This window comes from Haloferula sp. A504 (assembly GCF_044385805.1).
Taxonomy (GTDB): Bacteria; Verrucomicrobiota; Verrucomicrobiia; order Verrucomicrobiales; family Akkermansiaceae; genus Haloferula.
Window position 1 is genome coordinate 18751 of sequence record NZ_JBISBU010000025.1, and the last position, 25614, is coordinate 44364.

General features: G+C 64.1%; 14 protein-coding genes and 1 pseudogene. 9 read left to right on the plus strand and 6 right to left on the minus strand.

Annotated features, from left to right (window positions below; all coding sequences use genetic code 11):
• The first annotated feature begins 22 nt into the window (after positions 1 to 22).
• Entirely contained in the window at positions 23 to 2251 is a 2229-nt protein-coding gene (locus ACG2LG_RS12910; protein WP_396259603.1) for an ammonia-forming cytochrome c nitrite reductase subunit c552, read from the plus strand.
• A gap of 204 nt (positions 2252 to 2455) precedes the next feature.
• Here ACG2LG_RS12910 and ACG2LG_RS12915 read toward each other — a convergent pair whose 3' ends face one another.
• Entirely contained in the window at positions 2456 to 3079 is a 624-nt protein-coding gene (locus ACG2LG_RS12915; RefSeq protein WP_396259605.1) for a 2OG-Fe(II) oxygenase, read from the minus strand.
• Positions 3080 to 3219: 140 nt separating this feature from the next.
• Here ACG2LG_RS12915 and ACG2LG_RS12920 point away from each other — a divergent pair, with 140 nt between their 5' ends.
• From ACG2LG_RS12920 to ACG2LG_RS12930, 3 genes and pseudogenes are all read left to right on the plus strand, one after another.
• Positions 3220 to 4752: a YifB family Mg chelatase-like AAA ATPase gene (locus ACG2LG_RS12920; RefSeq protein WP_396259607.1), complete on the plus strand. Its 1533-nt coding sequence runs from the start codon at positions 3220 to 3222 to the stop codon at positions 4750 to 4752.
• A gap of 92 nt (positions 4753 to 4844) precedes the next feature.
• The gene (locus ACG2LG_RS12925; RefSeq protein ID WP_396259609.1) at positions 4845 to 5852 is read left to right on the plus strand and encodes a Fic family protein; all 1008 of its coding nucleotides are present in this window, start codon (positions 4845 to 4847) and stop codon (positions 5850 to 5852) included.
• Positions 5853 to 5868: 16 nt separating this feature from the next.
• Positions 5869 to 6006 (plus strand): annotated as a pseudogene (locus ACG2LG_RS12930) (ATP-binding protein); the annotation flags it as partial.
• Between the two features lie 68 nt (positions 6007 to 6074).
• Here ACG2LG_RS12930 and ACG2LG_RS12935 read toward each other — a convergent pair.
• Positions 6075 to 6395, minus strand: coding sequence for a sulfatase-like hydrolase/transferase (locus ACG2LG_RS12935; protein ID WP_396259611.1), 321 nt, complete (start codon positions 6393 to 6395; stop codon positions 6075 to 6077).
• A 128-nt stretch (positions 6396 to 6523) separates the two neighbouring features.
• Between ACG2LG_RS12935 and ACG2LG_RS12940 the strand changes: the two genes are divergently transcribed.
• Positions 6524 to 7414 carry an AraC family transcriptional regulator gene (locus ACG2LG_RS12940; protein WP_396259613.1) on the plus strand — a complete coding sequence of 297 codons (891 nt, stop codon included), beginning with the start codon at positions 6524 to 6526 and terminating at the stop codon, positions 7412 to 7414.
• 365 nt (positions 7415 to 7779) lie between these two features.
• The gene (locus ACG2LG_RS12945) at positions 7780 to 10548 is read left to right on the plus strand and encodes a LamG domain-containing protein (protein ID WP_396259615.1); all 2769 of its coding nucleotides are present in this window, start codon (positions 7780 to 7782) and stop codon (positions 10546 to 10548) included.
• Positions 10549 to 10551: 3 nt separating this feature from the next.
• Here ACG2LG_RS12945 and ACG2LG_RS12950 read toward each other — a convergent pair whose 3' ends face one another.
• The 4 genes from ACG2LG_RS12950 to ACG2LG_RS12965 form a co-directional block, all read right to left on the minus strand.
• Entirely contained in the window at positions 10552 to 13215 is a 2664-nt protein-coding gene (locus tag ACG2LG_RS12950) for a NosD domain-containing protein (protein WP_396259617.1), read from the minus strand.
• Positions 13212 to 15554, minus strand: coding sequence for an FAD-dependent oxidoreductase (locus tag ACG2LG_RS12955; protein WP_396259619.1), 2343 nt, complete (start codon positions 15552 to 15554; stop codon positions 13212 to 13214). The genes ACG2LG_RS12950 and ACG2LG_RS12955 overlap by 4 nt, the downstream gene beginning before the upstream one ends.
• 47 nt (positions 15555 to 15601) lie before the next feature.
• The gene (locus ACG2LG_RS12960; protein ID WP_396259621.1) at positions 15602 to 17086 is read right to left on the minus strand and encodes a sodium/solute symporter; all 1485 of its coding nucleotides are present in this window, start codon (positions 17084 to 17086) and stop codon (positions 15602 to 15604) included.
• Between the two features lie 119 nt (positions 17087 to 17205).
• Entirely contained in the window at positions 17206 to 18411 is a 1206-nt protein-coding gene (locus ACG2LG_RS12965; protein WP_396259622.1) for a substrate-binding domain-containing protein, read from the minus strand.
• 153 nt (positions 18412 to 18564) lie between these two features.
• Between ACG2LG_RS12965 and ACG2LG_RS12970 the strand changes: the two genes are divergently transcribed.
• The 3 genes from ACG2LG_RS12970 (at position 18565) to ACG2LG_RS12980 (ending at position 25511) form a co-directional block, all read left to right on the plus strand.
• Positions 18565 to 19239 (plus strand): hypothetical protein, encoded by a 675-nt coding sequence (locus ACG2LG_RS12970; RefSeq protein WP_396259624.1) that lies wholly within the window; start codon positions 18565 to 18567, stop codon positions 19237 to 19239.
• 54 nt (positions 19240 to 19293) lie between these two features.
• On the plus strand, positions 19294 to 21702 hold the full coding sequence (locus ACG2LG_RS12975; RefSeq protein WP_396259626.1) for a hypothetical protein: 2409 nt from the start codon (positions 19294 to 19296) through the stop codon (positions 21700 to 21702).
• Positions 21703 to 21797: 95 nt separating this feature from the next.
• Positions 21798 to 25511 (plus strand): hypothetical protein, encoded by a 3714-nt coding sequence (locus ACG2LG_RS12980; protein ID WP_396259627.1) that lies wholly within the window; start codon positions 21798 to 21800, stop codon positions 25509 to 25511.
• Positions 25512 to 25614: the final 103 nt, after the last annotated feature.

Consider the following 25614-nt stretch of genomic DNA (forward strand, 5'->3'; position numbering starts at 1 on the left):
GGTGGATCCGTAGGGTTCCGGCATGCGCCGCCTCCTGCTTTCCGCGCCCCTCGCCCTGATCTTCGCAGCCTGTGGCGAAAAGGAGGCGACTCCGGTTGCCGCGGAGGAAGCGCCGCCGGTCGTGCCTCCGCCGCTGACCGATCCGTCGACGCTGGCGGAGTCCTCGAGGTGCATCGCCTGCCACCAGGATGCCCACGAGTCGTGGATGGGATCGCACCACCAACTGGCGCACCGCGATGTCGGCAACGAGGTCGACGAAGAGGCCTTCGCCGGTCACGAGGTCACCGTCGGGGATGCCCATTGGACCTTTTCCGGCGGTGCGGAGAAGCCGACCATTCACTGGGACGACAAGCAGGACACCGATGCCGAGCCGGTGGACGCCAACCCTCCAATGGCGATCGGCTACACGCCGCTGGTGCAGTATCTCGTGGCCAAGGGGAATGGCCGCTACCAGATCCCGGACATGTCGTGGGATCCTGCGGCGAAGGAATGGTTCAGCATCTACGATGACCAGAACCGCCGTCCGAACGAATGGGGGCACTGGCTCGGCCGCGGGATGAACTGGAACTCGCAGTGCGCGTACTGCCACTTCACCGGCCTGCGAAAGAATCACGATCCGGAAACCGACGGCTACAAGACGAACTGGATCGAGCAGGGCGTGGGCTGCGCGCAGTGCCACGGCCCGAGCCGGCCGGAGGCGAAGGACGGCGAGTGCCTGGTCGATCCGAAGCAGAAATTCACCACCGAGCAGTGGACCCATTCCTGCGCCACCTGCCACGCCCGTCGCGAGGAATTCGACGAGGAATTCACGACCGGGCGCTCTTTCCACGACCATTACGGCACGGCCCTGCCGAGCCAGCCCGGGCTGTGGTTCGCCGACGGTCAGCAGCTCGACGAGATCTACAAGTTCAACTCGCTCATGATGTCGCGCATGGGGCACAAGGGCATCGGCTGCAACGACTGTCACGAGCCCCACGCCGCGACCCCCATCGGTGGCGATCCGGCGGTCCGCACCAACGCGCTCTGCATGACCTGTCACGTCACCGGCAAGGACGAGGCGACGGTCATCGATCCGCTGACCCACGCCGGTGCCGGCCACCCCTACGGCAAGGAGGGTTCGGCCTGCGTCGACTGCCACATGCCGAAGCGCAACTACATGTCGCGCGACCCGCGCAGCGACCACCGCTTCCCCATTCCCGACCCCCTTCTAACAAAAGAACTCGGGGTGCCGAACGCGTGCAACGACTGCCACGCCGACAAGGGGCTCGACTGGCAGATCGAGTGGACCCACAAGTACTACGGCGAGGACATGAACCAGGTGTCGCGGAAGCGAAGCCGGGCCGTGCACGCCGGGCAGCAGGGCGAGACCGGTGCGCTCGACCAGTTGGTCGAGGCCGCCGAGGTCGAGGAGATCGATGCGTGGCGCGCGACCCTGCTTCGCCTGATGGAGCCGTGGGCGACCGACAGCCGCGTGGTGCGCCTGACCAACCGCTTCGCCCACGAGGGCGGACCGCTCGCCCGCGCCGCGGCCGGGCTGCTGGTCGCGCGGCGGGGCGAAACCGGCGGGCTGCTCGAGAAGTTGCTTTCCGATCCGATCAAGGCGGTGCGCGTCGAGACCGGCTGGGCGGCCTTCGAGCGCCTGCCTTCCGGCCATGCCGTGATTGCCGAGCTGGAGAAGATCGCGCGCCACCAATCCGACCAGCCCGGTGGTGCAATGCGCATGGCCCGCATCCTGATTTCCCGCGACCAGCTGGAGGAGGCGGAGAAGTGGTTCCGCAAGGCCTGCGACTGGGACCGCACCTCGCCGGCGCCGCGACGGGATTTTGCGGTCTTTCTCGGTGGCATCGGTCGCACGGCCGAGTCGGTCGAGTGGCTGGAAAAGGCGATCGCCCTCGCTCCGGAGAACCCCGAAATTCCCTACCTCGCCGCCCTCGCCTACGCCGAGATTGGCGAGAGCCTGAAGGCCGAGGCCAAGCTTGGCGACGCGGTGCGCATCGATCCCGGATTCGCCCGGGCCTGGTACAATCTCGGCCTGCTCTACGCCGGACAGAACCGCGTCAACGATGCCATCCGCGCCCTGCGCCGGGCCGGCGACGCCGATACTTCCAGTCCGGACGCGCCCTACGCCCGGGCGACCATTCACCTGCGCATGGGCCAGGTCGACCAGGCCCGGGAGGCCGCCGCCGAGGCGCTCCGCCGCGACCCGAACCACGGCCCCTCGATGCAGTTGCTGCGGGAGCTGGGCGGATAAGTGTGGCGCAAAGCGATGCTTTGCGAGTCGATCCACGGCGGCTCCCGCCCCGTGGCGCGGTGCCCGTCCGGTTACGCCGGACCGCTGGCTTCGCCGCGTCTTTCGATCCGAGGCGGTGACCCATGGCGACCGGGGGGGTGGGCCGTGGCTGCTGCGGCCCGCAGCAGGCCGTGGACGCGGCGGCCCGCCACGCGGAACGCCCATTCACCCCCGCACCCGGAACCACCCGGTCACGCTGGCCCGCGTCCGCTGCGCGACCTCGACCTCGTGCCAGTGGTCACCGGCGAAAAAGACGACCAAGGTGCCGAGTCGCGGCTCGATCCATTCGACCGGCCCTTCCTGAACGCCGGGTGTGGTCCACAGCTTCAGGCGTCCGCCATCCTCCGGCACCCAGCCGTCGTTGAGATAGAGGATGGCGGTCACCACCCGGTCGGCGGTGCCGCGGTGCCGGTCGAGGTGCGCCTTGTAGAATGCCCCGGGAGGATAGACCGCGAAGTGCCCCTCGAAGTTGAAGAGCCCGGCGAAAAACCGCCGGTTGATCCCCAGCCGGAGCTCCTCCAAACGGTCAAGGTAGCGCCTTGCCGCCGGGCCGGCTGTCGCCTCTTCCAGCCACAGCACTTCGTCGCGCCGGATGTCTTCACGGATGACCTTGCCGCTGCCGCGGCCGACCCGTGCCCTGCGGAACGCGCCGGCCTCGCGGGCCCCGAGGCACTCGGCGGCCAACTCCCGCGCCTCGTCCGCAGCGAGAAAGGCATCGAGGCACGCCCATCCCCGGGCCTCCAGGCCATCAACAACCGCAACGGTGGGATCCGACGATGTCGTGCTCAATCAGGGGCCGCCGGACGGTTGTGTCGCTTTGGCACGGCATCTTGAAATGACTTTTCCCCACCCTTGTCGATCGGAAACAACGGCGTGGAGGATTCCGCTTGTCAGCCCGCGCCTTTCCACCGCAGGCTTCGACTGTTCAAATGATCAGCCGACTCTATTCGGCCGCCTTGCGCGGCGTCGAGGGCCTCGAGGTGGAGGTCGAGGTCAACGTCACCGGTTCCGAGGATCCCAAGGTGATCATCGTCGGCCTGCCCGACGCGGCGGTGCGCGAGTCCGCCTCGCGGGTGATTTCCGCCTTTTCCGCGACGCCGCTCAAGGTCGGGGAGGGGGTCAAGACCGTGAACCTGGCCCCGGCCGACCTGAAGAAGGAAGGCCCGTCCTTCGACCTCCCGATCGCCCTGGCCATGGCCTCCGCCGCCGAGGGAGTGAGCCTGCCGGCCGAGGAGTTCTGCATCGTCGGCGAGCTCGCGCTCGATGGTGGCGTGCGCCCGGTCAAGGGTGTCCTTTCCATCGCGCTCGAGGCCAAGGCCCGCGGCCGCAAGCGGGTGCTGGTGCCCGCCGCCAATGCCCCCGAGGCCGCCGTGATCGACGGCATCGAGGTGATCCCCATCGCCAACCTCTACCAGGCATGGCGCTACCTCATCGGCGAGGAGGAGATCCCGCCGCTGCAGGTCGACCGCGCCCGCCTGTTCGAGGAGAACCGCCGCTACGAGGTCGACTTCGACGAGGTGAAGGGTCAGCACCACGTCAAGCGCGCCCTCGAGGTCGCCGTCGCCGGGAATCATAATCTCCTGATGGTCGGGCCGCCGGGCACCGGCAAGTCGATGCTCGCCAAGCGCCTGCCGACCATCATGCCCGACATGAGCGAGGACGAGGCGATCGAGGTCACCCGCATCCAGTCGATCGCCGGCCTGCTCGATCCCAAGCGTGCCTTCCTGACCACCCGGCCGTTCCGTGCCCCGCATCACACCATCTCCGATGCCGGCCTTCTCGGCGGTGGCACCAACCCCGGGCCCGGCGAGATCTCGCTCGCCCACCACGGCGTGCTTTTCCTCGACGAGTTGCCCGAGTTCCGGCGGCAGACCCTCGAGGTCATGCGTCAGCCGCTCGAGGACGGCCACGTCACCATCTCCCGCGCCGCCGGGTCACTCACCTTTCCGGCAAACTGCATGCTGGTGGCCGCGCTCAATCCCTGTCCCTGCGGCTACTACGGAGATAGTAAAAGGGAATGCCGCTGCTCGCCGCGCAAGATCGAGCAGTACCGCCAGCGGATCTCGGGGCCGTTGCTCGACCGCATCGACCTGCATGTCGAGGTGCCGTTGGTCGACTACCGCGAGTTGTCGGGGAAGGCCAGCGGCGAGAGCTCCGCCGCCATCCGCGAACGCATCGTCGCCGCCCGCGCGATCCAGCGCGAGCGCTTCGCCGGCACCTCGGCCCGCACCAATGCCGAAATGGGCCCGCGGCAAGTCCGCGCCTGCTGCGAACTGGACACCGAGAGTTCGACCTATCTCGAGCACGCCATGGAGCAGCTCAACTTCTCCGCCCGCGCCCACGACCGCATCCTCAAGGTCGCGCGCACCCTGGCGGACCTCGAAGGTGCGGACCGCATCGCCTCGAACCACATCCTCGAGGCCATCCAATACCGCTCGCTGGACCGGAATCTGTTTGCCTGAGGCCGATGGTGCGAATTCCAACGAGACTGAATTTCCGCAGACCGATCCCACTGGGATTTTCGGGAAGAATGATCTTCGATTCCGACTGACGCATGCCCACCCCGGATCCACCGCCCTACACCATCACTCCCGCCATCCTCTCGCTGGTGGCGGAGGTCGCGGGCGAAGTCGGGCGCCTGCACGCCCTTGCCGGCACCATCACCACGCCGCAATTGCGACGGAAAAGCCGCATCCGCACCGTCCATGCCTCTTTGGAGATCGAGAACAACACCCTCAGTATCGATCAAGTCACCGCCGTTCTCGACGGCAAACGAGTCCTCGGGGCGCCCGCCGAGGTCCAGGAGGTCCGCAACGCCTTCGCCGCCTACGAGGCCATGCCCTCGTGGAATCCCACATCAGCGAAGGATCTTCTCGCCGCCCACAAGCTGATGCTTCACGGCCTCGCCGATGACGCCGGCAAGTTCCGCCGCGGATCCGTTGGCATTGCGCGGGGAAAGCAGGTCGTTCACCTCGCTCCGCCCGCCGGCCGGGTCCCCGGCCTCGTGAAGAACCTCCTCGCCTGGCTCAAGCGCACGGATGCCCACCCGCTCGTCGCCGGCAGCATCTTCCATTACGAAATCGAGTTCATCCACCCCTTCGCCGACGGCAATGGCCGCATGGGCCGCCTTTGGCAGTCCCTTGTCCTCAGCCGCTGGCAGTCTCTTTTCGCCTGGCTTCCGGTGGAAACCGTCATTCGCGACCGCCAGGCCGCCTACTACGAGGTTCTCGGTGCCTGCGACAAGGCAGGGAACTCCACCGCCTTCATCGAGTTCATGCTCTTCTCCCTCGCCACTGCCTTGCGGGAGGCCGGAACCGATCAAGTCAGCGATCAAGTCAACGACCAAGTCGCCGCGCTTCTACGGGCACTCGGAGACAAGACCCTCAGCGCCGCGGAGTGCATGAAGCGACTCAAGATGTCCCATCGCCCCACCTTCCGCACCAACTACCTCCACCCGGCGATGCACGCGGGACTGGTGGAAATGACCATCCCCGAGAAACCCAACAGCCGCTTGCAGAAATATCGCGCCACCATCGCCGGAGCCGCCGCCCTTCGGTCCTGAACGTCACCCATGATTGGTAGCGGCCCGCGCCCACGACCGCATCCTCAAGGCCGCCCGCACGCTGGCCGACCTCGAAGGTGCGGACCGCATCGCCTCGAACCACATTCTCGAGGCCATCCAGTATCGCTCATTGGACCGGAACCTGTTTGCGTGATTTGGGTCGCTACGAATTTGGCAGCCTTCCTCGAGCAAACGAAGGAGTCGGTAACACGCCGTTCGTGATCACGCTGGAATCGGAATCGTACCGCAGTGATCGACGCCGAAGCGACCCTGGTCGCGCCCGGCGAGCAGGCCGGCTCGCGACGGGACGCACTGGGGCGCGGTGACGTAGCCGCTGGTGCAGCGCAGACCATCGGCTGCAAGCCGGTCGAGGTGGGGCGTCCGGAGGTCATCGAGTTGGCCCTGGCATGGCAGGTCCGCGTAGCCCTGGTCGTCGGTGAAGAGGACGATGATGTTGGGGCGCTTGGCGGGGGCGGCGGAGGCAAGCGCCAGCGACGCAACAAATCCGGCGAGGCCGCGGAGGAGGAGCCGAAAGGGCATCATGTCTGCGGACGAATGGGGCTGGAATACGAGGATCACTCAGATCCGACAAGTTTTTCAAGCGGCGGCCAACCTCATCGAGGAACTTGGGCTTGCCACATAGCCGCTTCCCAGCCTAAGGATTGTAGCAGATGGAGTCATCGAAAGAATCAGCATCCACCCCGGATTTTATTTCCGATCAGGTAAGCGAGAGTAGCTATTTTTTCCTTAACCTGAGTCCCTCCCCGGAAAGGAGGTTCACCGTCACTTGTGGTGGAGTCGAGCATTGCAACCCAGATTATGAAATCCACCGTGACCGGTTCGAATATTATGGCATGGAGTACATCGCAAGCGGTATTTGCAGGCTTCAGATTGAAGATGCCACCTATGATCTGAGTGCTGGCAGCATTTTTTGCTATAGTCCGAAATCCCGCGTAAGAATCGTCAACAGCGGCAACAAGCCACTGATCAAGTTCTTCATTGATTTCGATGGTCCGGATGTGGAACAGGTGATCGGCGATCCATTTTTGAAAACCTCCGTGCCTTACCGGATGCCGAACCTGAGGACGATGCATGTGATTTTCGATCAGATGATCGAATTCGGCCAACAAGGGGGACGTGGATGTCAGCGCATTCTGGAGCAACAACTCCGATTGGTTTCCTTGTTGGCGCGCTTCAAGGCCGTCGATCACTCGCATTTTGGCAGCCACAGTTACGATACCTATGTGCGGTGCCTTCGGCATGTTGAGCAAAACTATGTTTCTATCAAGTCGGTGAATCAACTCGCAGACGAATGCTGCCTGTCGGCTGGGCATCTTTCAAGATTGTTCAGCAAGTTCGCAGATGAGAGTCCATGGCAGATGATTATTCGGCTGAAGATGAATCTGGCCGGGGAGCTTCTTCTTCGTCGTTCAGGCATGATCAAGTCGGTGGCCTCAAGAGTCGGATTCGACGATGCCTATCATTTCTCACGCCTCTTCAAGCAATACTACGGGATCGCCCCGAAGCACTTTCTTGAGAGCATGAGAAGGCCTCATTCCTGATTTTCCCGATTCGTTGTTCGGGCGTCCCGACGAGCTTGGGATTGAGAAAAACAACCTGTTGATGGATATTCGATGCATCCTCTCGAATTCCGCTGGCGTGCGGCAGTCCATAGGTCATGCTCGACAAAGTTCAGAGGGCATTTCCGAATGAAGCCTGGTCAAGGCATCCTTACGTCGTTGCAGCGTTTCTCGGGGGGCGTGGTCGTCCGGAACTCCGCCAACAGTGCGTGCGGATCGGCCGTGCGAGGGCGCTACGCGATCCGCGTGACCGGCTGAATCAATGTCACCGACATGCACATGCAGGAACTCGCCTTCACCGATCCATGAAACCTATTCCATCCAGGCCTGCACTGAGCCTTGTGCTGATGTCCTTGCTTCTATCGAGTGCGTTCGGTGGCGCTGCGGAAAAGGATTTGCCGCCGCATGCTCATGAGCATGTGGCTGGAACGGCTTATGTCGGGGCACCGCAGCCGGAGGTCAATCCGTGGGCGAGCCGGGGGATCCCCTCCCGTTATGACTTTGCGGCCTACTACACCCGCAAGCACTACGAGGGGGAGAAATGGCACGAGATCTCCCGGACCGGGGAGTACACGGATGTCGTGGTCCGTCTTGGTGAATCGCCCCGCGAAGTGGTCTTCGGGCGCGTGTCGAGCTATCATCCGGAGGTTTTGGTTGACGGAGAAGTGGTGGCGGCCTTTCCGGAGCGAACGGAGCGCCGGGGTGACGGGCCCGGGCGGCGGCCCGACAAGGTGAACCGCTATGCCCGCGCGAGATTGATCGAGACGAATGACAACCGGGTGGTGATCCATTACCGCTACATGCCGCAGATGCCGGCTGCCGAGCAGATGCGCCGATTGAATCCACCGGACCAGACTGGTTTCATTGATGAGTATTTTGTGTTCTATCCGGATGGATCCGGCGTTCGGGCCTTGCGACCGGGGAGTCCCCGGATGGAAGCATGGTATGATGCGGACCGTCTCCAAGTTTTCCGATTTCAGATCAGTGCGGAAGGTGCGGTCGAGGAGGAGCTCGCATTTGCGGATGACCGCCGGATGATGCTGGATGTTCTGGGTTTCCGCATCGCGCCCCACCGCGCCAGCGCTCCTGCCCCTTTGCTGGAGCGGAGCCGGACAATCCCGCAGCCCATGCTCGAATGGAACTTTGACGAAGGAGCGGGCCGAACGACCAGGGAAGCGGTTTCGGGTCGGGTGAGTCAGGTTGAGGGACATGCCGCTCTCTGGAGGCGGGGCGTTTCCGGCAACGCCCTGCTCTTTGACGGCTACACGAATCGCATCCAGCATTCTCCCAGTCGATCGATCCAGAGCGAGCAGCTCACTCTATCCGCCTGGGTCTGCATCGCGGCTTACCCATGGAATGATTGCTCCATCATTCAGCAGGGGGATGTCCTTGCGGACGGGGATGGCATTTCACTGGGTATTGATCCCCATGGCCGCCCGCTCCTGGCGCTGAGCACGACCGACGGGCGCGTTACCGTGCGGAAGGAGGATGCGGCGTTCCGTATTCCCCGTTACCAGTGGACACTGCTGACGGGAATCATTGACCGGAAAGAAGGAATCGCCCGGCTTTACCTGAATGGGCTCGCGGTGGACGAGCGCTCCCTCAGGGGGAGGCGGATCCGCTGGGCGGCCGGGCAACCGGTGAAGATCGGCGAGGGGCCCCCTCTCGAGGCGGCATGGCCTGTGGGTCGGGTGCACGGACCCTATCCCTACGGCTTTGAAGGCTTGATCGATGAGGTGTGCGTCCATGGGCAAGCGATTGCCCCCGATCCTGAGCTGCCGGCAAGGCTTCAAAAGGAGATGCCCGATATGGAAAGGCGGATCCTGCCGGCCGGCGAGGAGAGTTGGAAGAACTTCGGGGCGCGCTATACGCGGCTTGGATATCACGAGGCGTGGGACAGCATGTTTCGCATGTCCGGCCATCCCGATGTGGTCGTGACCTTTGACAAGGTTCCCGGTCGCTATGTCTTCTGGCATGGCGCGAACTACATCCCGATGATGGTGAATGAAAAAGGGCACTGGTATTCCAACCAGTTCAATGAAACCTGGTGGAACGGCGGTTTCGAGCCGATGGGGGACAAGCGCATGGTCTATGGCCGCGTCCATATCGTGGAGCAAAGCCCGGCCCGGGTGGTGATTCGCTGGCGCTATCCGCTGAGCGGAGTGGATTACCGGATCTTCGCGGAGGGTTGGGCCGACGACAGCGGCTGGGGCGAATGGTGTGATTGGTATTTCACGATCTACCCGGACGGAAGCTGCGTGAAGCGGATGCGGTCCTGGAAGAGCCGCACTCACGGTAGGGAATGGCACGAGTCGATGGTCATCCTTGGTCCGGACCAACACCCGGAATCGGTGATCGAGTCGCGTCCCACGCTTACGCTGGGCACTCTCGACGGAACGATCCGCCGGTACAATTGGATTGAGGAGCCTCCCACCGATGTGAACTACGAGGACGTTAGCCTGCATATCGTCAACCTTCAGGCGGAGTATGACCCCTATACGATTTGCGGACCCGTCAACCGGGGCAATGTTTACACGAAGCGAGGGGACAACCCCTACGGCGTTTTTCCTGCCTGGAACCACTGGCCGGTTGGCCAGTTTCCGTCACCTGGTCGCTATGTCCGCTATCCGGATCGAAGTGCCCACTGCTCGATGACGCACCTTTACTGGGACCCCAGTGTTGCCTTTGAGGAGGAGGGCCGATTTGAGGAAAAGCTGATGCTGGAAGGTCTGAGCAATGCGTCGCCGGAGCGGCTCGTTGAAATCGCACGATCCTACCTCAAGCCACCCGCTGCAGTGGTTGAAGGCGGTCAAGTGTCGGTCGAATGGGATGAAAAAACCCGGGCCTATCAGGTTACACGGGAATCGGGCGAGGTCCGGGAAATGGAGCTACGTCTGGAAGCCAGCGAGGCACATCCTTCCGTCAATCCGGTTTTTGTGGTCGAGAACTGGGGCGAGGATCATGAGGCCAATCTGCTGATCAATGGCAAGTTGCCCCCCAATGATGTCGATATCCGACAAGGCGTGGTGCGTCGCCCGAATGGAGTCACCGCACTCGTCATCTGGATGGAGATGGCCTGTCGTGAGCCGACAGATTTCCAGATCCTTAATAATTAATAGTTATCGTGGCGGTGAGGAATTTGGCCCTGTCTTGATCAACCCGACCTTGTGGGCGACCACCGGACCGTCGGCCCCCTCGGCGAGAAAGCGGATCGTTCCCGAATTTGTCGCGAAGCGGTAGTTGCCCAGCTTACGCCAGATGTTGTCCTCCCTTGTGTCGAGGGTGGACTGCGCGGTCCCGTCGGCGTGAACGATCTCGACCGGCGCCTTTGAGGCCTGAGCGGGGTCTCCGACGGTGAAGAAAAAGACATCGTAGCGGCCGTCTTCTGGAACGGGCAGGTCAAAGGCCGCCTCGGTCTCCGCCCCGGCCCCGGGTGCACTCTGCTTGTAGAAATAGTTCAGGAGTTTGCTGAAGCCGGGCTTCGAGACCGTCCGCCAGTTACCCTTCAAGGTCACATGGTCCTCGTTCCAGCAACTGATCACCAACCCGGTGTGGGAGCGTGCGGCGGCCGGGATATCGCTGGCGGCCGTTCCTCCGCTGCCCATCTCGCTGGTGTCACCGTTGGGAGTGTTATCATGCAGCGAGTTGTGCACGCCTCCCATGTAGAGCCGGGTGGCGGAGTCGCCGTGCCCGCCCGAGCAATCGTGGATGACATTTTGCGCCACGGTCGAATAGCTGGTGTACCAGTCCAGGTAGATCCCGTAGGCGTAGGCTCGGCCGGGCGGCTTGCCATGCCGGCGGCTGATCCCGTGACAGTCGTGGATGTGGTTGTGGAGAATGTGGTTCGGGGCGTTGAGCTTGCTCATCGAAGCGAAGTGAATCCCCGCGCCGTCGATGGTTTCCTTGAGGCACTCGTGGATGTGGTTGTACTCGATCAGGTTGCCTCCCTGGTTACGGAAGGCGAAAATGCCGTTGCGCGAGAGATCGTGGAAGGTGTTGTGGGCGATGTGATTGCCGATGCTCATCACGAGGGCCTCCGGCCGGCTGTCGAGATGCACGCCGGCATTGTAGTAGCGGATCCGGCCCAGCCCGTGCGCATGGTTGTCGGCGATGGTGTTGTCCACGGGATAGGCCCGGTCCGCATTCGGCCGGTGGTCGAAGACGAGATGCGGTTCCATGTAGCTGAGCTGCGCACCCGTCACCAGAAGGAAGCCGGCACCGAGTTCCCGCGCGGTGTTCTCGGTGATCCGGTTGTGGCGTGAGTCGAGCCGCAGCCAGACCGCGTAGCCGCCGAGGTTCTGAAAGTCGTTTCCGGTGATCGTGCAGTGCCGTGCGTTCTCGAGGATGATCGCTCCGTCGGTGTTCACCCGCGGCTCGAGCTGGCCGAGCGTGTAGGTGGTGTGGCGCAGGGAGAAACCCTTGATGGCCACATGCTCGACATGGGTTCCCGCTTCGATGTCGCCCTCCAGTCGGAAGATGCTGTTGAGGCGCGGCGCCACCAGCCCGCACGGCCTTCCCTCCTCCGGCTTGAAATAGAGGCGCCCGGTCGGCGCGTCCAGGTACCACTCGCCGGGGGCGTCCAGTTCGGACTTGATGCCCTCGACGTGGAAGGAGTTGTTGTTGCGGATGGCCGTGAAGCACTCATCCTCGAAGTGGACGGTGCCGGAGTCGGGGTCGACCGAGGCAATGGTCGGAAGCTGGTTGTAGAATTTCGGACCCGCCACGATGTGAACCTGCGCGTCTGGTTCGCTTCCCCAGGAGGCCTTCACTTTGCCGGGGCGCAGGGTCATGTGGTCCACGGCTCCTCCGGTGGCATAAAGGTGGCCGCTGTTCGGATAGCGGGCTCGCGGTTGCCGGGTCCCGTCCGCAAAAAGCTGACGGAAAACCCATGGACGCTCCTGGTCGGCCTTGATGCACATCACCGCCTCCGCCATGACGAGGCCCTCGGTGTCTTCGTTCCGCACGATGACCGCGCCGCCGGACGCGGCCGTGAACGGGTGGGTGCCCAGTTTGTACCACCCGCCCCGGAACGCCTGATTGACCGTGTAGCGTCGCGAGCCGCCGTCGAACCTGACATGGACCGGAATCCTCCGTGCGGCATCGTCGCGCTGGGTCCAGCGCAGGAAGACCCCATAGTCCCCGTCCTCGGGAATGTCCGCCCGGAAGGTGACGCTCTTGCTTCCCTTTCCGGTGTTGTCGTCGTGGAGATAGTCCCCCTTGCGGACCCAGTCACCCACGATATCGACCTTGTCCTCGTCGTCATGTGCGATGACCTGTTTGATCCTCCGGTCGGCGGTTCCGGTGAGTTCGGTGACGAACACCCGGGTGCCATTCAGGCTCGTCTCGGTCCACGGTCCTTCGATCGGCACGCCGCCGCTGAGGGTCACCTTTTCTCCCGGGGCGGCCCGGTAGGTCACCGGCTGGCCGGGAGTGCCGGAATCCTCCGGGCGGAGGAGGATCGGCTCGGCGAGATGATAGGTTCCTCCATGCACGTTGACGGTGACCGGCGCGTGGAAACGTCCGGTCTCTTTGAGATTCCGGATCGCATCACGGGCCCGGGTGATGGTGGCGAAGGGAGCGGTCTTGGTTCCCGGGTTCCCGTCGTCCCCGGTCGTGGCCACGTGGAAGATGGTCGCCGGCGCATCCTCCGGAGGGAGGGCGCGGCCGCTCTGCCCGAAGGCGCCAAGGGAGGAGAGGAGGCCAAATGCCGCCACCACCCACGCCGGATGCCGAAGCGGCGGGGATCGATGACTGTCGGGGGCGTCAGTTTCGTGGATGATCATGTTGAGGGAGGACCGAAAGCGCGCAGGGAGTAGATCTGTGCGCGCGACAGGCCGTTGGTTTTGACGATCTCGACGCGCAGGCGGCGCACGTCCTCCAGGTCCACCTGGTGACGGCGGTTGCGCTGGTGGTTGCCCGTGACTTCCGCAACGACCGAGGTGGATCCATCCCGATGCGTCGCAACGATCCGGTAGTCGCTGACGAGCGAGGGGATGGCGTTGACGGGGTATCCCTGCCAGCTTTGCCAGAAGTGGAAATGGAGGGACGAATCGAAGAGAATCTGGACTTCGGAAATTGATCGCGGTGACTGCCAGCTCAGCTCGATCCACTCGGGACGGTCGAAGAAAGTCGCGGCCGACGCCCAGAGGTTCGGCTGAAGGGTGGGGCGGCTGTGCGGGTTCACCACCACGGATGGATGATGGACCGGTTGCTCGGGAGTGGTGCGGCAACCGTATCCAAAATGGAGGAAGGCACTCAGGGAAGCGGCCTTCTCGGCATGACCATTCCAGTCCGGGGATGTGACCCGCGCTCCGTCGGCGTCCACGGCCCGGGTCATCCCGATGACCAGAGAACGTGCGGTCCAGGCGCTGAACGGATTCGGGCGGATCGGGTCGGCCGGTCGGGGATAATACCAGCGCCTGCCGGGCGGAGTTTCGGTCACGTGAATTGCCACGTCCTGGTTCTTCTCCAGCACCAGGAAGTGCCAGCCGGGGCGGCGGATGTCGGTGTCCACCGGTAGTTCGATCCAGCGCGATTCCCCGCTTGGAACGGCGACGGCTCCCCCGGTCAGACGTTCTTCGGGGTAGGTCGATCCGTTCTCCGGACCTTGGTGGAAATGGAAGCGCAATTCCGTGTCCCGATCTGCGTCCACGAGCAGAGCCAGGGAGTCGATGTGGTCGGTGACGACGGGCAGTTGCAACATGCGCTCGTCGCGCAGCCGGTCGGTGCCCCAGCTTTCGACCGGATCACCTTCGGAGAACACGCTGGAGGCAGTGACTTCGGCTTCCGGCGCGATGTCATTCTCGATGGGCAACTCAAGGGCGTGAATGTGGTGGTCGGCGCGAAGGAGGTCGCTTTGCAGCGCGCAGATGGCTCCCCCTGCCACAAGGTCGCGCGGGTTGCATTGGGACCGCACCGCGTGGCTGGCGGCCATTCCAACCGCCTCGCCAAGCTGGGCACAGGTGAGCATGACGCGGGTCGAGGACAGCGCATAGTGGGTCGCGCTGATGTTGCGGCCGGCGAGAAACAGGTTCGACACATCGCGTGCGTAAAGCGAGCGCAGCGGCACGTTGTGCGGGCCACGCAGGTATTGGTGGGTGCTCGGGTTCACCTTGTCGTAAAAGCCGTCCGGCGGATGATGGTCGAACCCCCATCCGCCGTAGGCCACGGCATCCTCGAAATCGGCCTGCGCGCCGATCTCGTTCATGGTCAGGATGTGGTCCCCCTCGAAGCGCCGCGACTCGCGCTTGCCGGGCACCGCGCCCATCCAGTCGATCTCGTAAGTGGCTAGCTTTTCCGCCAGCGGCGAGCGGTTCTTGAGGTAATCCCAGACCGCCAGGGTAATGCGCTGAACCTCCTCCTTGATCTTCGTGGAGTCATGCACCGTATCGAGCGCGCCGCCCCACTCCAGCCACCAGAATCCGCCGGTGTCCGGGAAGAAATGCTCGGACACCGGCCGGTAGGGGCCGAAGTCGTCCTCGTCCAACTCCATGCCCACCCAGGCCGGAAGCTCGAACGGCATCGGCCGACCGGCGTCCCGCGCGTGCATGTGCAGACTCATGCCCATCGTGTCGCCGGTCGCCTTGTCCGGGCACATCGGCTCGTCGAACTCGGAGCGCGCCTCGACGCCCATCCGGAAGCCCGCCCCGGCCAGCGAGCCGACCACCCCGTCGCCGGAGCAGTCGGCGAAACAGGGGGCCGAGAATTGGTGCCAGGTCTCATCGACCGAACAGTAGGCCTTGATGCGGTCGATGCGGTCGCCTCCACCGTTCATTGCCAACTCGCAAACCGCGGTGTTGAGAAAGAGATCGAGCCCGGCTTCACTGCGCACCAGGCTTTCCAGCTCCAGGTTCCACCCCTCCGGGCACCAGGTCGGGTTGCGGCGCAGGTTGTTGAGGAAAAGCTCCTCGATCAGGCCGGTCTCACGCGAATAGGCGAAGTTGCATTGCGAGGCCCCCACCGGCGGGACGCGAATCTCGGTGCTGGCATTACCTCCCAGCACGGGACGGTCCTGGACGAGCGCGACCCGCAATCCCTGCCGCGCCGCCGTGACCGCCGCACAGATTCCGGCCAGCCCGCCACCGATGACCGTGAAGTCGTGCTGATGCTCAATGGTCTTCATGTGCGGGTCGGAAAGGATGGAGGACGCTGGTGACAGCGCGGGATGGGTCATTCGGAAACGGCGGGCCGGACGCCGGGCTTGATGGCAAATGCGACAGCAGCAAACACAAGGCACGTGATCGGATAGAGATATAATTCGTCGAGACTGATCACTCCCCGGCCTTTCAGAACCAGCAAGGTCAAGGCCGCCGCCACCGAGAGGAGGGCCGCGGAAAGGATCGCCCGAGATGATCCCCGCCTTGCCAGCGCGAAGAGCGCGATCATCAGCATCGTGCCATAGGTCAGGACGGGCACCTTGTAGGCGAGGTTGAGCAGTCCCTCGTCCTGAACCAGTCGGCCGGCGAGGTAGGCCAGCAGGCTGAGAACGATCCCCCATCCGACGACCGCCAGGCGCGACAGCCGCAGGCAGCGTCGCTCGTCGGCCTTGGGGTTGATCCACTTGCGGTAGATTCCGTTGACGGTGGTCTCCGAAAGGGCGGCGAGGGCGGAGTCGAGCGTCGAGATACCGGCTGCGAAGATGCCGGCGATGAGCAGTCCGCTCACCCCGACCGGCAGCTCGTGAACGATGAAGTAGGGAAAGGCGCGGCTCGGCTGCTCGGCGAGGAACGCGGCGGCCTTTGCATCGAGCGCGTGGTGCTGGTAGTAGAGCCAAACCCCAAGCCCGACCGCCGACATCAGCAGGCTGAACACCACAATCCCGAGCGACCCGAGCACCGCCTTGCGGGCTTCCTTGTAATCCCGGCAGCACATCATCCGCTGCGTGATGACCTGGTCGACCGAGTTCTGCGCCAGCTCGAAGATGGCGAAGCAGATCAGCCCGGTCCAGACCGTCCAGGTCTTGGCTGGATCGGCGGCGACATCGATCAGCTTCAGCTTGGCGGCCTCGTCGAGCTGGCGGACCGCCTCGCCGATCCCGAACGGCAGCCCGCCCATGATCGCCACCAGTGAGATGATTGCTCCAGCCAGCATCACGCCGAACAGCACGAAGTCGGTCCAGATGACGGTGGTGATCCCGCCCATCAGCGTCCACAGCACCGCGAAGACGCCGATGATCAGCACCGACCGGCCGATCGGGATCTCCACCACCACGCTGAGCACCAGCGCAATGGTTAGAAGCCGCACCCCGTGACCGAGAATCGCGCTGACGAGAAACAAGCCGCGCGAGAGCTGCGAGGCTCCCTGCCCAAGCCGGTGCTCGATGAAATCGTAGGGGCTGTAGATCTTCCGCTCGTAATATGGCTTCACGAACAGATACGCCATCAGGACCTTGGCCACCACGAAGCCGAGGAGCGTCCCCTGCAGGAAAAGCAGGTTGCCGCCCTCACGGAAGACCGCCCCCGGCACCGCGATCACCGTCACCGCGCTGAGCTGAGAAGCCATGATCGAGCATGACACCGCCCACCAAGGCAGGCTCCGGCCGCCAAGGAAGAAGCCCTCCATGCCACGCGCCTTCCCCGTCAGCACGTGAGCCAGCAGGGTCGTGCCGAGGACAAAGGCGACCAGGACGCCCCAGTTGATCCAGCCGAAGGTCATGAAGGAAGGTGGGAGCAGAGGGTAGGGTGATCAGCCCGATCGGGCAATGCGCGGATGCGCACCAAAAATACGGATTTGCGACAGAGGGTTCGTGGTCCGTTGACTAAGGACCAAAACGCTCAACTCCCCGCATTCTTACGGTACCGTGACGGCGTGCAGCCGTGGTATTTCTTGAAGACCGGGATCATGTGCTCGACGTAATTGAACCCGCAGGACTCGGCGATTTCAGGGATCGAGAAGTTGGTTTCGTCGAGGAGCAGGCGCACCCGCTCGATCTTGGCGCGGCGGATCTCCTCGGCCGGGCTGCGACCCGTGACCTGCCGGATGCGTCGCTCCAGGGAGCGGCGGGCCATCGGGACCTTCTTCAGGACGTCGCTCACGTTGATTCCGTCGGTGGCGTGGTCGCGGATGTAGCGCAGGGCTTGGCGGACCTGCGGGTCGTCGCAGGCCACCAGGTCGGTCGATTGGCGGCACGTCACTCCGAGCGGTTTGAGGACGATCTCGTCGGAGGCGGGGCGTTTGCCTTGCAGGAACCGGTCCAGCTGGGCGGCGGCCTGGTAGCCGATCTGCTGCACCGGGATGTCGACACCGCTCAGCGGGGGATGCACCACCATTCCCAGCAGGTCCTCGGTCTCGAGGCTGATGATGGCGACCTCTTCGGGAACCCGGATCGAGCTTTCGGCGCAGGCCATGGCAAGGTGCCGGCAGAGGGCGGTGGACCAGCCGACGATCCCGACCGGTTTGGGCAGCGATTCGATCCAACGGCGGCGGTCGGTTTGCCGGGCTTCCAGTCCGGCCCGGCGGCTGAGCCGCGCGGATGGTTCGTAGGCGACGGCTTCCGAGCCGAGCTCCCGCATCACCTCGCGGTAGGCCGCGGTCCAGAAGTCGATGAAGGCCCGCTCCGGCTCGCCGCAAAACGCGATGTGCCCGAGTCCCTTGTCGCGCAGGTGGTCCACCGCCATCCGGACCACCGCTCCTGCGTCACTGGTGACCCGGGGAAAATCGATGCCTTCCCGGCGGGAGCCGGACACGTTGACGACCGGCACGGCGAAGCCCCTGAGCTTGGCGGCCAGGCGCCGGGTGTGAATGGCCGCAATCACCCCTTCGCCGGACCAACCGCGCGGCACATCGGTGCGCTCGTCCGGCTCGCTCGGCTGCATTTCCAGCAGCCAGGGACCATGCTGCTGGGCATACTTCCACACGCCCTCGATAATCCCCCGGCCATACTCGTTCCACGCCGCCACCAGCAGGGCGATCCGCGGGGGGGCGGACCGGGTCTTTTGCCGGGCCGACGTCTCGCCAGCCGATGCTCGGGTCGTCCTCATGGACCGACACGATGCGACCCGGAACAAGAGCCCACAAGGCGGAAATGGCGCAAAATATTAATAACAATACGCTTCAGAGCATAGACGGACAAAGGGAAATAGGCTTGGATGCTGTCGAAGCTCGAAAATTCCGGCTCTAAAATCACATTGTTCATGAAAACCAAGAACCTATTCGTCTTCGTGTTTACCGGTCTCGCCGGTCTCGCGAATGCTGCGACTATCGTTACGCCAACATCTGCATCGTCCACAACGGGTCTAAGCGGCCGGACGATGACTGAGGCCATCAACGGCAGCCTGCTCACCTCCACTGATCCGAATGTCCTCAACTGGACCCACGGAGCGGCGGACGCTTCATCCGGTGATTACTGGCTGTCGGGAAATGGCGCCGCCACCTCGGGAACCGAGGAGATCACCTTCACTTTCTCCAGCCCGGTCACGGTTGGAACGATCTACATTTGGAACTACCATCGCGACAATACGAACTGGGACGATCGGGCGCTCGGATCATTCGACATGGAATTCACTTTCGATGGCGGTGGTACCAACACGATTACCGGCTTCCAGCTTTCGGACATCCGCACCGCCACCCTGGGTGAGTTCATTCCGACCGAGGCGCTGGGTTTCGCCGCCCAGAACAACGTGACAAGCATCAAGCTCACCAACCTCCAGAATCTGCACCAGGTTTACGGATCGGGTGCTCCGGACTCCGACAGCGACTATCTTGGCGTTGGTGAGATCCGCTTCGACACGGCGACCATTCCCGAGCCCGCAACCGGTGTGTTCGCCGCCTTCGCGCTATCGCTGGGACTCCTGCGACGGAGACGTTGAATATTCACACCCGCGCGCCCCCCACCATTTGAACCAAAAAAACCAACACGACCCGTGAAATCCAGAACCATGGACTTCCCAACTGTCAGCCTGCTGCTCCTGCTCGCCGGCGGCCTTTGTCATTCCCAGGTCATCACGCCCGTCGGCGTCACGGCCACCTCCTCGCTCGATGCGAATCGGGACATTTCACACACCATCAGCGGTGCCGGCCTCTCCGGCGGCGGCACGCCGATCCTGGATCAGACGCACAGCAACAACGTCAACGGCACCTACTGGCTGGGAGCCTTCGCCGGAGGCCAGGTTCTGACCTTCGACCTGGGCGGAGCCAATGACGTTCAGTTCATCCACATCTGGCAATACTGGCGGGATAACGCGGCTTGGGCCAACCGGGCGATCCAGTCTTTCGACATCGCCTACTCGACCGACGGCGGCTCGAACTACTCCACCCCGGTGGCCGGGCCGGTCGGACTGACTCTCGGTACAGCAGCCACTCCGGTGCAGACCCTGGATCTTGGTTCCGTCCAGTCGGGAGTGACCCACGTGCAGTTCACGAATCTACAGAACTTCGGGGCAACGGACTTTTTCGGGCTTGCCGAAATCCGTTTCGGTGGCCCGGGAACCGGTCCCGCCATTGAACTCGGCGACCCGGAGGTGACGGTGCTCGACTACGATCAGGCCGAGGCCACGAGTTTCCTGAGCGGGGAGGATGCCTCTGGCGTCACCCTCTACTGGGGCACCGTGGACCAGGGCGAGAGCCAAACCGGTTGGGACGACAGCGCCTCACTGGGCGCCCAGACCGCGGGCGGGGCGATTCCGGACCCGGCCGCCCTGATGGCCTCGCTCACCCAGGGCACCACCTACCACTGCCGGTTCTACGCGGAGAGTGCGTCCTCCTCGGCCACCGCGTGGTCGAATGCCGCCAGCTTCACCACCCCCAACGCGCTGCAGTTGACCAACCCGCAGGCAAGCAACGTCGCCTATGACCAGGCCGACGTGACCGTGACCTCGAACCGTGACGCCGACACCACGCAACTCTACTGGGGCGAGAGCGATCCCGGTGCGACCGCCACCGGTTGGGACAATGGCCCGGTGAGCCTCGGTGCGCAGTCAGCCGGGACCTTCCCCGCGGAAACGCTCAGCGGATTGACCGAGAACACCACCTACTACTTCCGCTATTTCTGTGAAAGCTCAAGTCCGGTAGCCTCCACCGCTTGGTCGGAGGCGGGAACCTTCACCACCCCCAATGCGCTGGAGCTGACCGCCCCGGCGGCAACGAACGTCGTCTTCAACCAGGCCGACGTGGCGGTGACCTCGAACTTCGACACCGTCAGCATGGACCTCTACTGGGGAACCAGCGATCCGGGTGCCACGACCACCGGCTGGGACAACGGGCCCGTGAACCTCGGGGCGCAGACCGCCGGCACGATCCCGGCGGAGACCCTGACCGGGCTCACCGAGTTGACCCCGTATTTCTTCCGCTTCGTCGCCACGAGCAGCTCGCCAGTGGCCTCCACCGCCTGGTCGGACGCCGGAACCTTCTCGACGCCGTCCGAGAACCCGTCGGCGGTGATCACGCCGAGTGCGGTCACGGCTACGGACTCGCTGGGTTCCTACCCGATCGAGAACACGATCAACTCTTCGGGCCTGACCTCCTCCCCTCCAAGTGTCGCCGGTTGGACGCACGTGGCCACGCCGACCAACAGCAACGACTTTTCCTGGCTGGGAACCAGAGCCGGCACCGAGATCATTTATCAGCTACCCTCCGCGAGCAGCCTGGATTATCTGTTCTTCTGGCCGTATTGGGGCGGCGTCGCCGCCCGCTCGCTCACCGCGTTCGATATCTCGTTCTCCTCCGACGGCGTCACCTACTCCACGCCATCGACGATCACCCTGGGAGCGCCCGGGAGTGCCACCGAGGTGTTCGATTTGGGGACTCAGACGAATGTCACCCACGTCAAGTTCGACAACCTGCAGAATGGTGGAGACGTCTATGCGGGGATCGGCGAGGTGCGCTTCGGCGGGGATACCACCACTCCGGGCGACCCCTACGGCACCTGGGCGGCAGGCCCGTGGTCCGGCACGCTGAGCGACGACAGCTCGGAGCTCGACTTCGACGGCGGCGGGCTGGAGACGGGCATCGAGTGGGTCGTGGGCGGCGACCCGACCGACGGCTCTGACGACCCTGGAAATACGCCGATCTACAACACCAGCGATCCAAGCAACTTCATCTTTACCTTCAAGCGCCGCGATGCGGCCGCGGCGGATGCCAACACCGACATCGCGGTGGAATACGGCTCGAACCTCAGTGGCTGGGCCGAGGCCGTGCATGGCACGGACGGGGTGACCATCGACGACAGCACCGACCTCGGTGGCGGGTTCCACGAGGTCACCGTGTCGATCCCGCGCACGCTGGCGGTCGATGGCAAGCTGTTCGCGCGCCTCAAGGTGACGGTGACACCATAGGGACGGCCTCCGCGCCATCATCCATTCAACCCACTCGGCGGTCTCTCCGGGGAGGCCGCCGTTTTTTTCCCCATAATCCGGATCTCCCACCACGCATGAACCGAGCAATTCAACGTGCCGCCTTTTTCGTCTTGTGCGGTCTGTCCATTCCCCAACTCACCGCCCAGGACACCCTGAAGGTCTTCCTGCTCGCTGGGCAGTCGAACATGGAGGGCCATGCCTACACCTACACCGCCGAGAACCCGTCCTCGATCCCCACCTTGGAGTATCTCGTCGATACCCCCGGCTACCTTGCGATCCTCCCCGCCGCAGACTACAGCTTCAAGGGCTCGCTCGCCGCAGGCTGGATCAATCCCCGCAGCGACGCCTGGGCCGTGCAATACGATTCGGACGACGGCACCATGCGCCGGGCCGAGCCGACTCCGCAGACCGACCAGGGGGCGTGGAGCACCGCCATCCTGCCCTTCGGCCCCGGGTTTGGCAACAGCGACGCGAAGTCCTCGTTCGGCCCCGAACTCGGCATGGGGATCTACATCGCCGAACTCGAGGCTTCGCCGATCCTGCTGGTGAAGTCGAACCGCGGGGGGCGCAGCCTGGCGGTCGATTTCCGGCCGCCCTCGGCGGTGGAGGCCCGAGGCGGAAACGTGGGCCCCAACTTCACGAACACCGTGAACGTTTTCTCGGCCCTGCTCGACGATCTCGACGCCGACCTCGGCGACAACGGCGTGCTGGACGGCTACAACAACGCCACCGGTTACGAGGTCTGCGGCTTTGTTTGGCTGCAGGGTTGGAACGACGCGCTCAATGCAAACATGCGCCTCGAGTATGAGGAGAACCTGGTGGACCTGGTGCACGACATTCGCGCCTCTGACCCGCGCATTCCGGCCGACCTGCCGGTCATCGTGCCCGAGTCGGCGGATCAGAATGCCGAGATGAACGTGGCCCGGGCCAATGCCGTCGCCATTCTCAACGCCGAGCGTCCCGGGACGGCGGTCATTTTCGAGAACAACAACCTGATCGGCAACGACTGGACCGCGCAGGGATATCCGTTCACCCTCGACTTCGGGTCGCACTTCAATGGCCGGGCCGAAAACTACCTGGAAGTCGGCTGGCGCGTCGGCAAGGCAGTGGTGGACAACGGCTACCTCGACTCCAGCCCGCTCTGGCTGGATGCCCCGGAGGTCCTTTCGACCGCCTTCGATGGCGCCACGCTTGAGACCAGCGTCAACCTCGCCGCCGACGAGCTTACGATCTACTGGGACCAGATCGATCGGGGTGCCACCAGCACAGGCTGGGGGAACAGCCGCTCGCTGGGCGCCAAGGGTGCTGGAACGGTCACGGCGGTGCTGGGCGACCTCAGCGAATACACGGATTACGTCTTCCGCTTCCATGCGACAAATGCCTCGCTCCCGGCGGAAGCCTGGTCCGCACCCGGCAGTTTCCAAACTCCTTGGGAGAACCCGCCGCCGCTTGCGGGGGTTCCGATCACCACGGCTATTTTCAACGACGGCGCCACCGTGACCTGTGCGCTGAGCCAGGCACCGGCCACTGCCACCGCCGTGGTGTGGGCCTACGACGACCAGGGTGAATCGGACGTGGCTACCTGGCAGAGCGCCCCAGGCGGGGGTTCGGCCTCGCTTGGTGCGGCCAACCCGGGTGACACGCTGAGCCACACCATCAACGGCCTTGATGCGACTACCAGTTACACCTATCGTTTCTATGTAACCGGCGCGACCGGCTACTCCTGGTCGGAGGCGCGAAGTTTCCCGACCGGGGCCACGCTTGACGGGGTGATCACGCCAATCGAGGCCGTGGCAGCGAATTTCATCGATCTCGGCCGGCGGGCCGAAAAGCTGATCGATGGCAGCGGGCTCTCCGGGGCGGGGGACATCCTTACCCAGACGCACTCGGAACCGGGGAACACGACGAACGACTATTTTCTCGGATCCGCCACGGACAACGAGATCGTCTTCACCCTTCCCGCCACAGCGACGGTCGGGGAAGCCCACATCTGGCAGTATGACCGGGCCGGCAACACGTCCCGTGGGATTCATACTTTCGACATCTCCTTCTCGACCGACGGCGGGGTGACTTACCCGACCACCCTCGCGCTCACTCTGGAGGAGGGGACCGGTGCACCCACACCGGTGCAGACGCGCGGCTTCACCCAGCAGTCCGGCGTGACCCACATCCGCTTCGACAACATCGTCAACTACGGCGACGCGAGCTGGATCGGCCTGTCGGAAGTGCGCTTCGGAGTCGGCGGTCCGCTGCAACTCGATCCTCCCGACTCGTCGAACGTCCAGTTCGACCGCGCTACCGTCTCGACCGGCGTGAATGAGCCCGTCGATACCGCGACCCTCTACTGGGATACCGTCGATCACGGCCCCGGCGCGGATGGATGGACCCATAGCGTTTCCCTCGGCCCACAGGCGGCGGGGGCCATCGACCACCTCTTGACCGGTCTGTCGGAGAACACCGGCTATTTCTTCCGCTTTCACGTGGAGAGCACCGTGCTCTCGGCCGAGGCGTGGTCGGAGCCCGGCTCGTTCAGCACCCCCTTTCAGTTCGCCCCCCCGATGCTCGGCACCCCGTCGGTGGACGCCCTGCAGACGGATGGCGCCTCGGTAAGCTGCCTCCTCACTGAAGCCGCGGCGACGAACACCGTCGTGGTGTGGGCGCAGTCCGATCAGGGGGAATCGGATGTCACAACCTGGGAGGCGGCTCCCGGCGGCGGCTCCGCAACGCTCGGGGCTGCCGGTGCCGGAGACTTGCTCGCGCACACCATCACCGGCCTTGACGATGGCACTGCCTACGCGTTCCGCTTCCAGGCGGTCGGAGCCGCGGCAACGGTCTGGTCGCCGGCCGGCAGTTTCACGACCTTGTTCGACGCGCCCTCAGGCCCGATCCTCGCCCCCTCCGCGGCCACCGCGACGAACTCGAATTCCAACTATCCGATCATCCACACCATTGACTCCTCCGGCCTGAATGATGCCGATCCGGATATCCTCAATTGGACACACGACGCCACCCCTTCCAACACCAACGACAAGTCGTGGCTGGGAACGCGGGCCGGCACCGAGATCGTCTATGAACTCCCCGGCCCCAGCACCGTGGGCTCCCTGTATTACTGGTCCTACTGGGGCGGCGTGGCAGGCCGCTCGCTCACGGCATTCGATATCTCGTTCTCCTCGGACGGCGTCACCTACTCCACGCCATCGACGATCACCCTCGGAACGCCCGGCAGTGCCGCGGAGTTCTTCAGCCTGGGGACGCATGCCAACGTCACGCACGTCAGGTTCACCAACCTGCAGAACGGTGGCGACAGCCTGGCGGGTATCGGCGAGGTGCGCTTCGGCGCGGCGGGCACCACTCCGGCCGACCCGTATGGCAGTTGGGCGGCCGGCCCGTGGTCCGGCACCCTGAGCGATGACAGCCCGACCCTCGACTCCGACGGCGGCGGGCTGGAGACGGGCATCGAGTGGGTCGTGAGCGGCGATCCGACCGACGGCTCCGACGACCCTGGAAATACGCCGACCTACGACAACAGCGATCCAAGCAACTTCATCTTCACCTTCAAGCGCCGAGATGCGGCCGCGGCGGATGCCAACACCGGCATCGCGGTGGAATACGGCTCGAACCTCACTGGCTGGGCCGAGGCCGTGCATGGCACGGACGGCGTGATCATCGATGACAGCACCGACCTCGGTGGCGGGTTCCATCAAGTCACCGTGTCGATCCCGCGCATGCTGGCGGTCGATGGCAAGCTGTTCGCGCGCCTCAAGGTGACGTTGACCACGGCGCCGTGACGGCACGGCATGGACTCCCGGAACCAAGACCCCTGCCGAATGGAATGAAGAAAGCCACCAACCAACAGCGACAGCCTCAAAGCGGGCTCTACGGTGAGCCCTG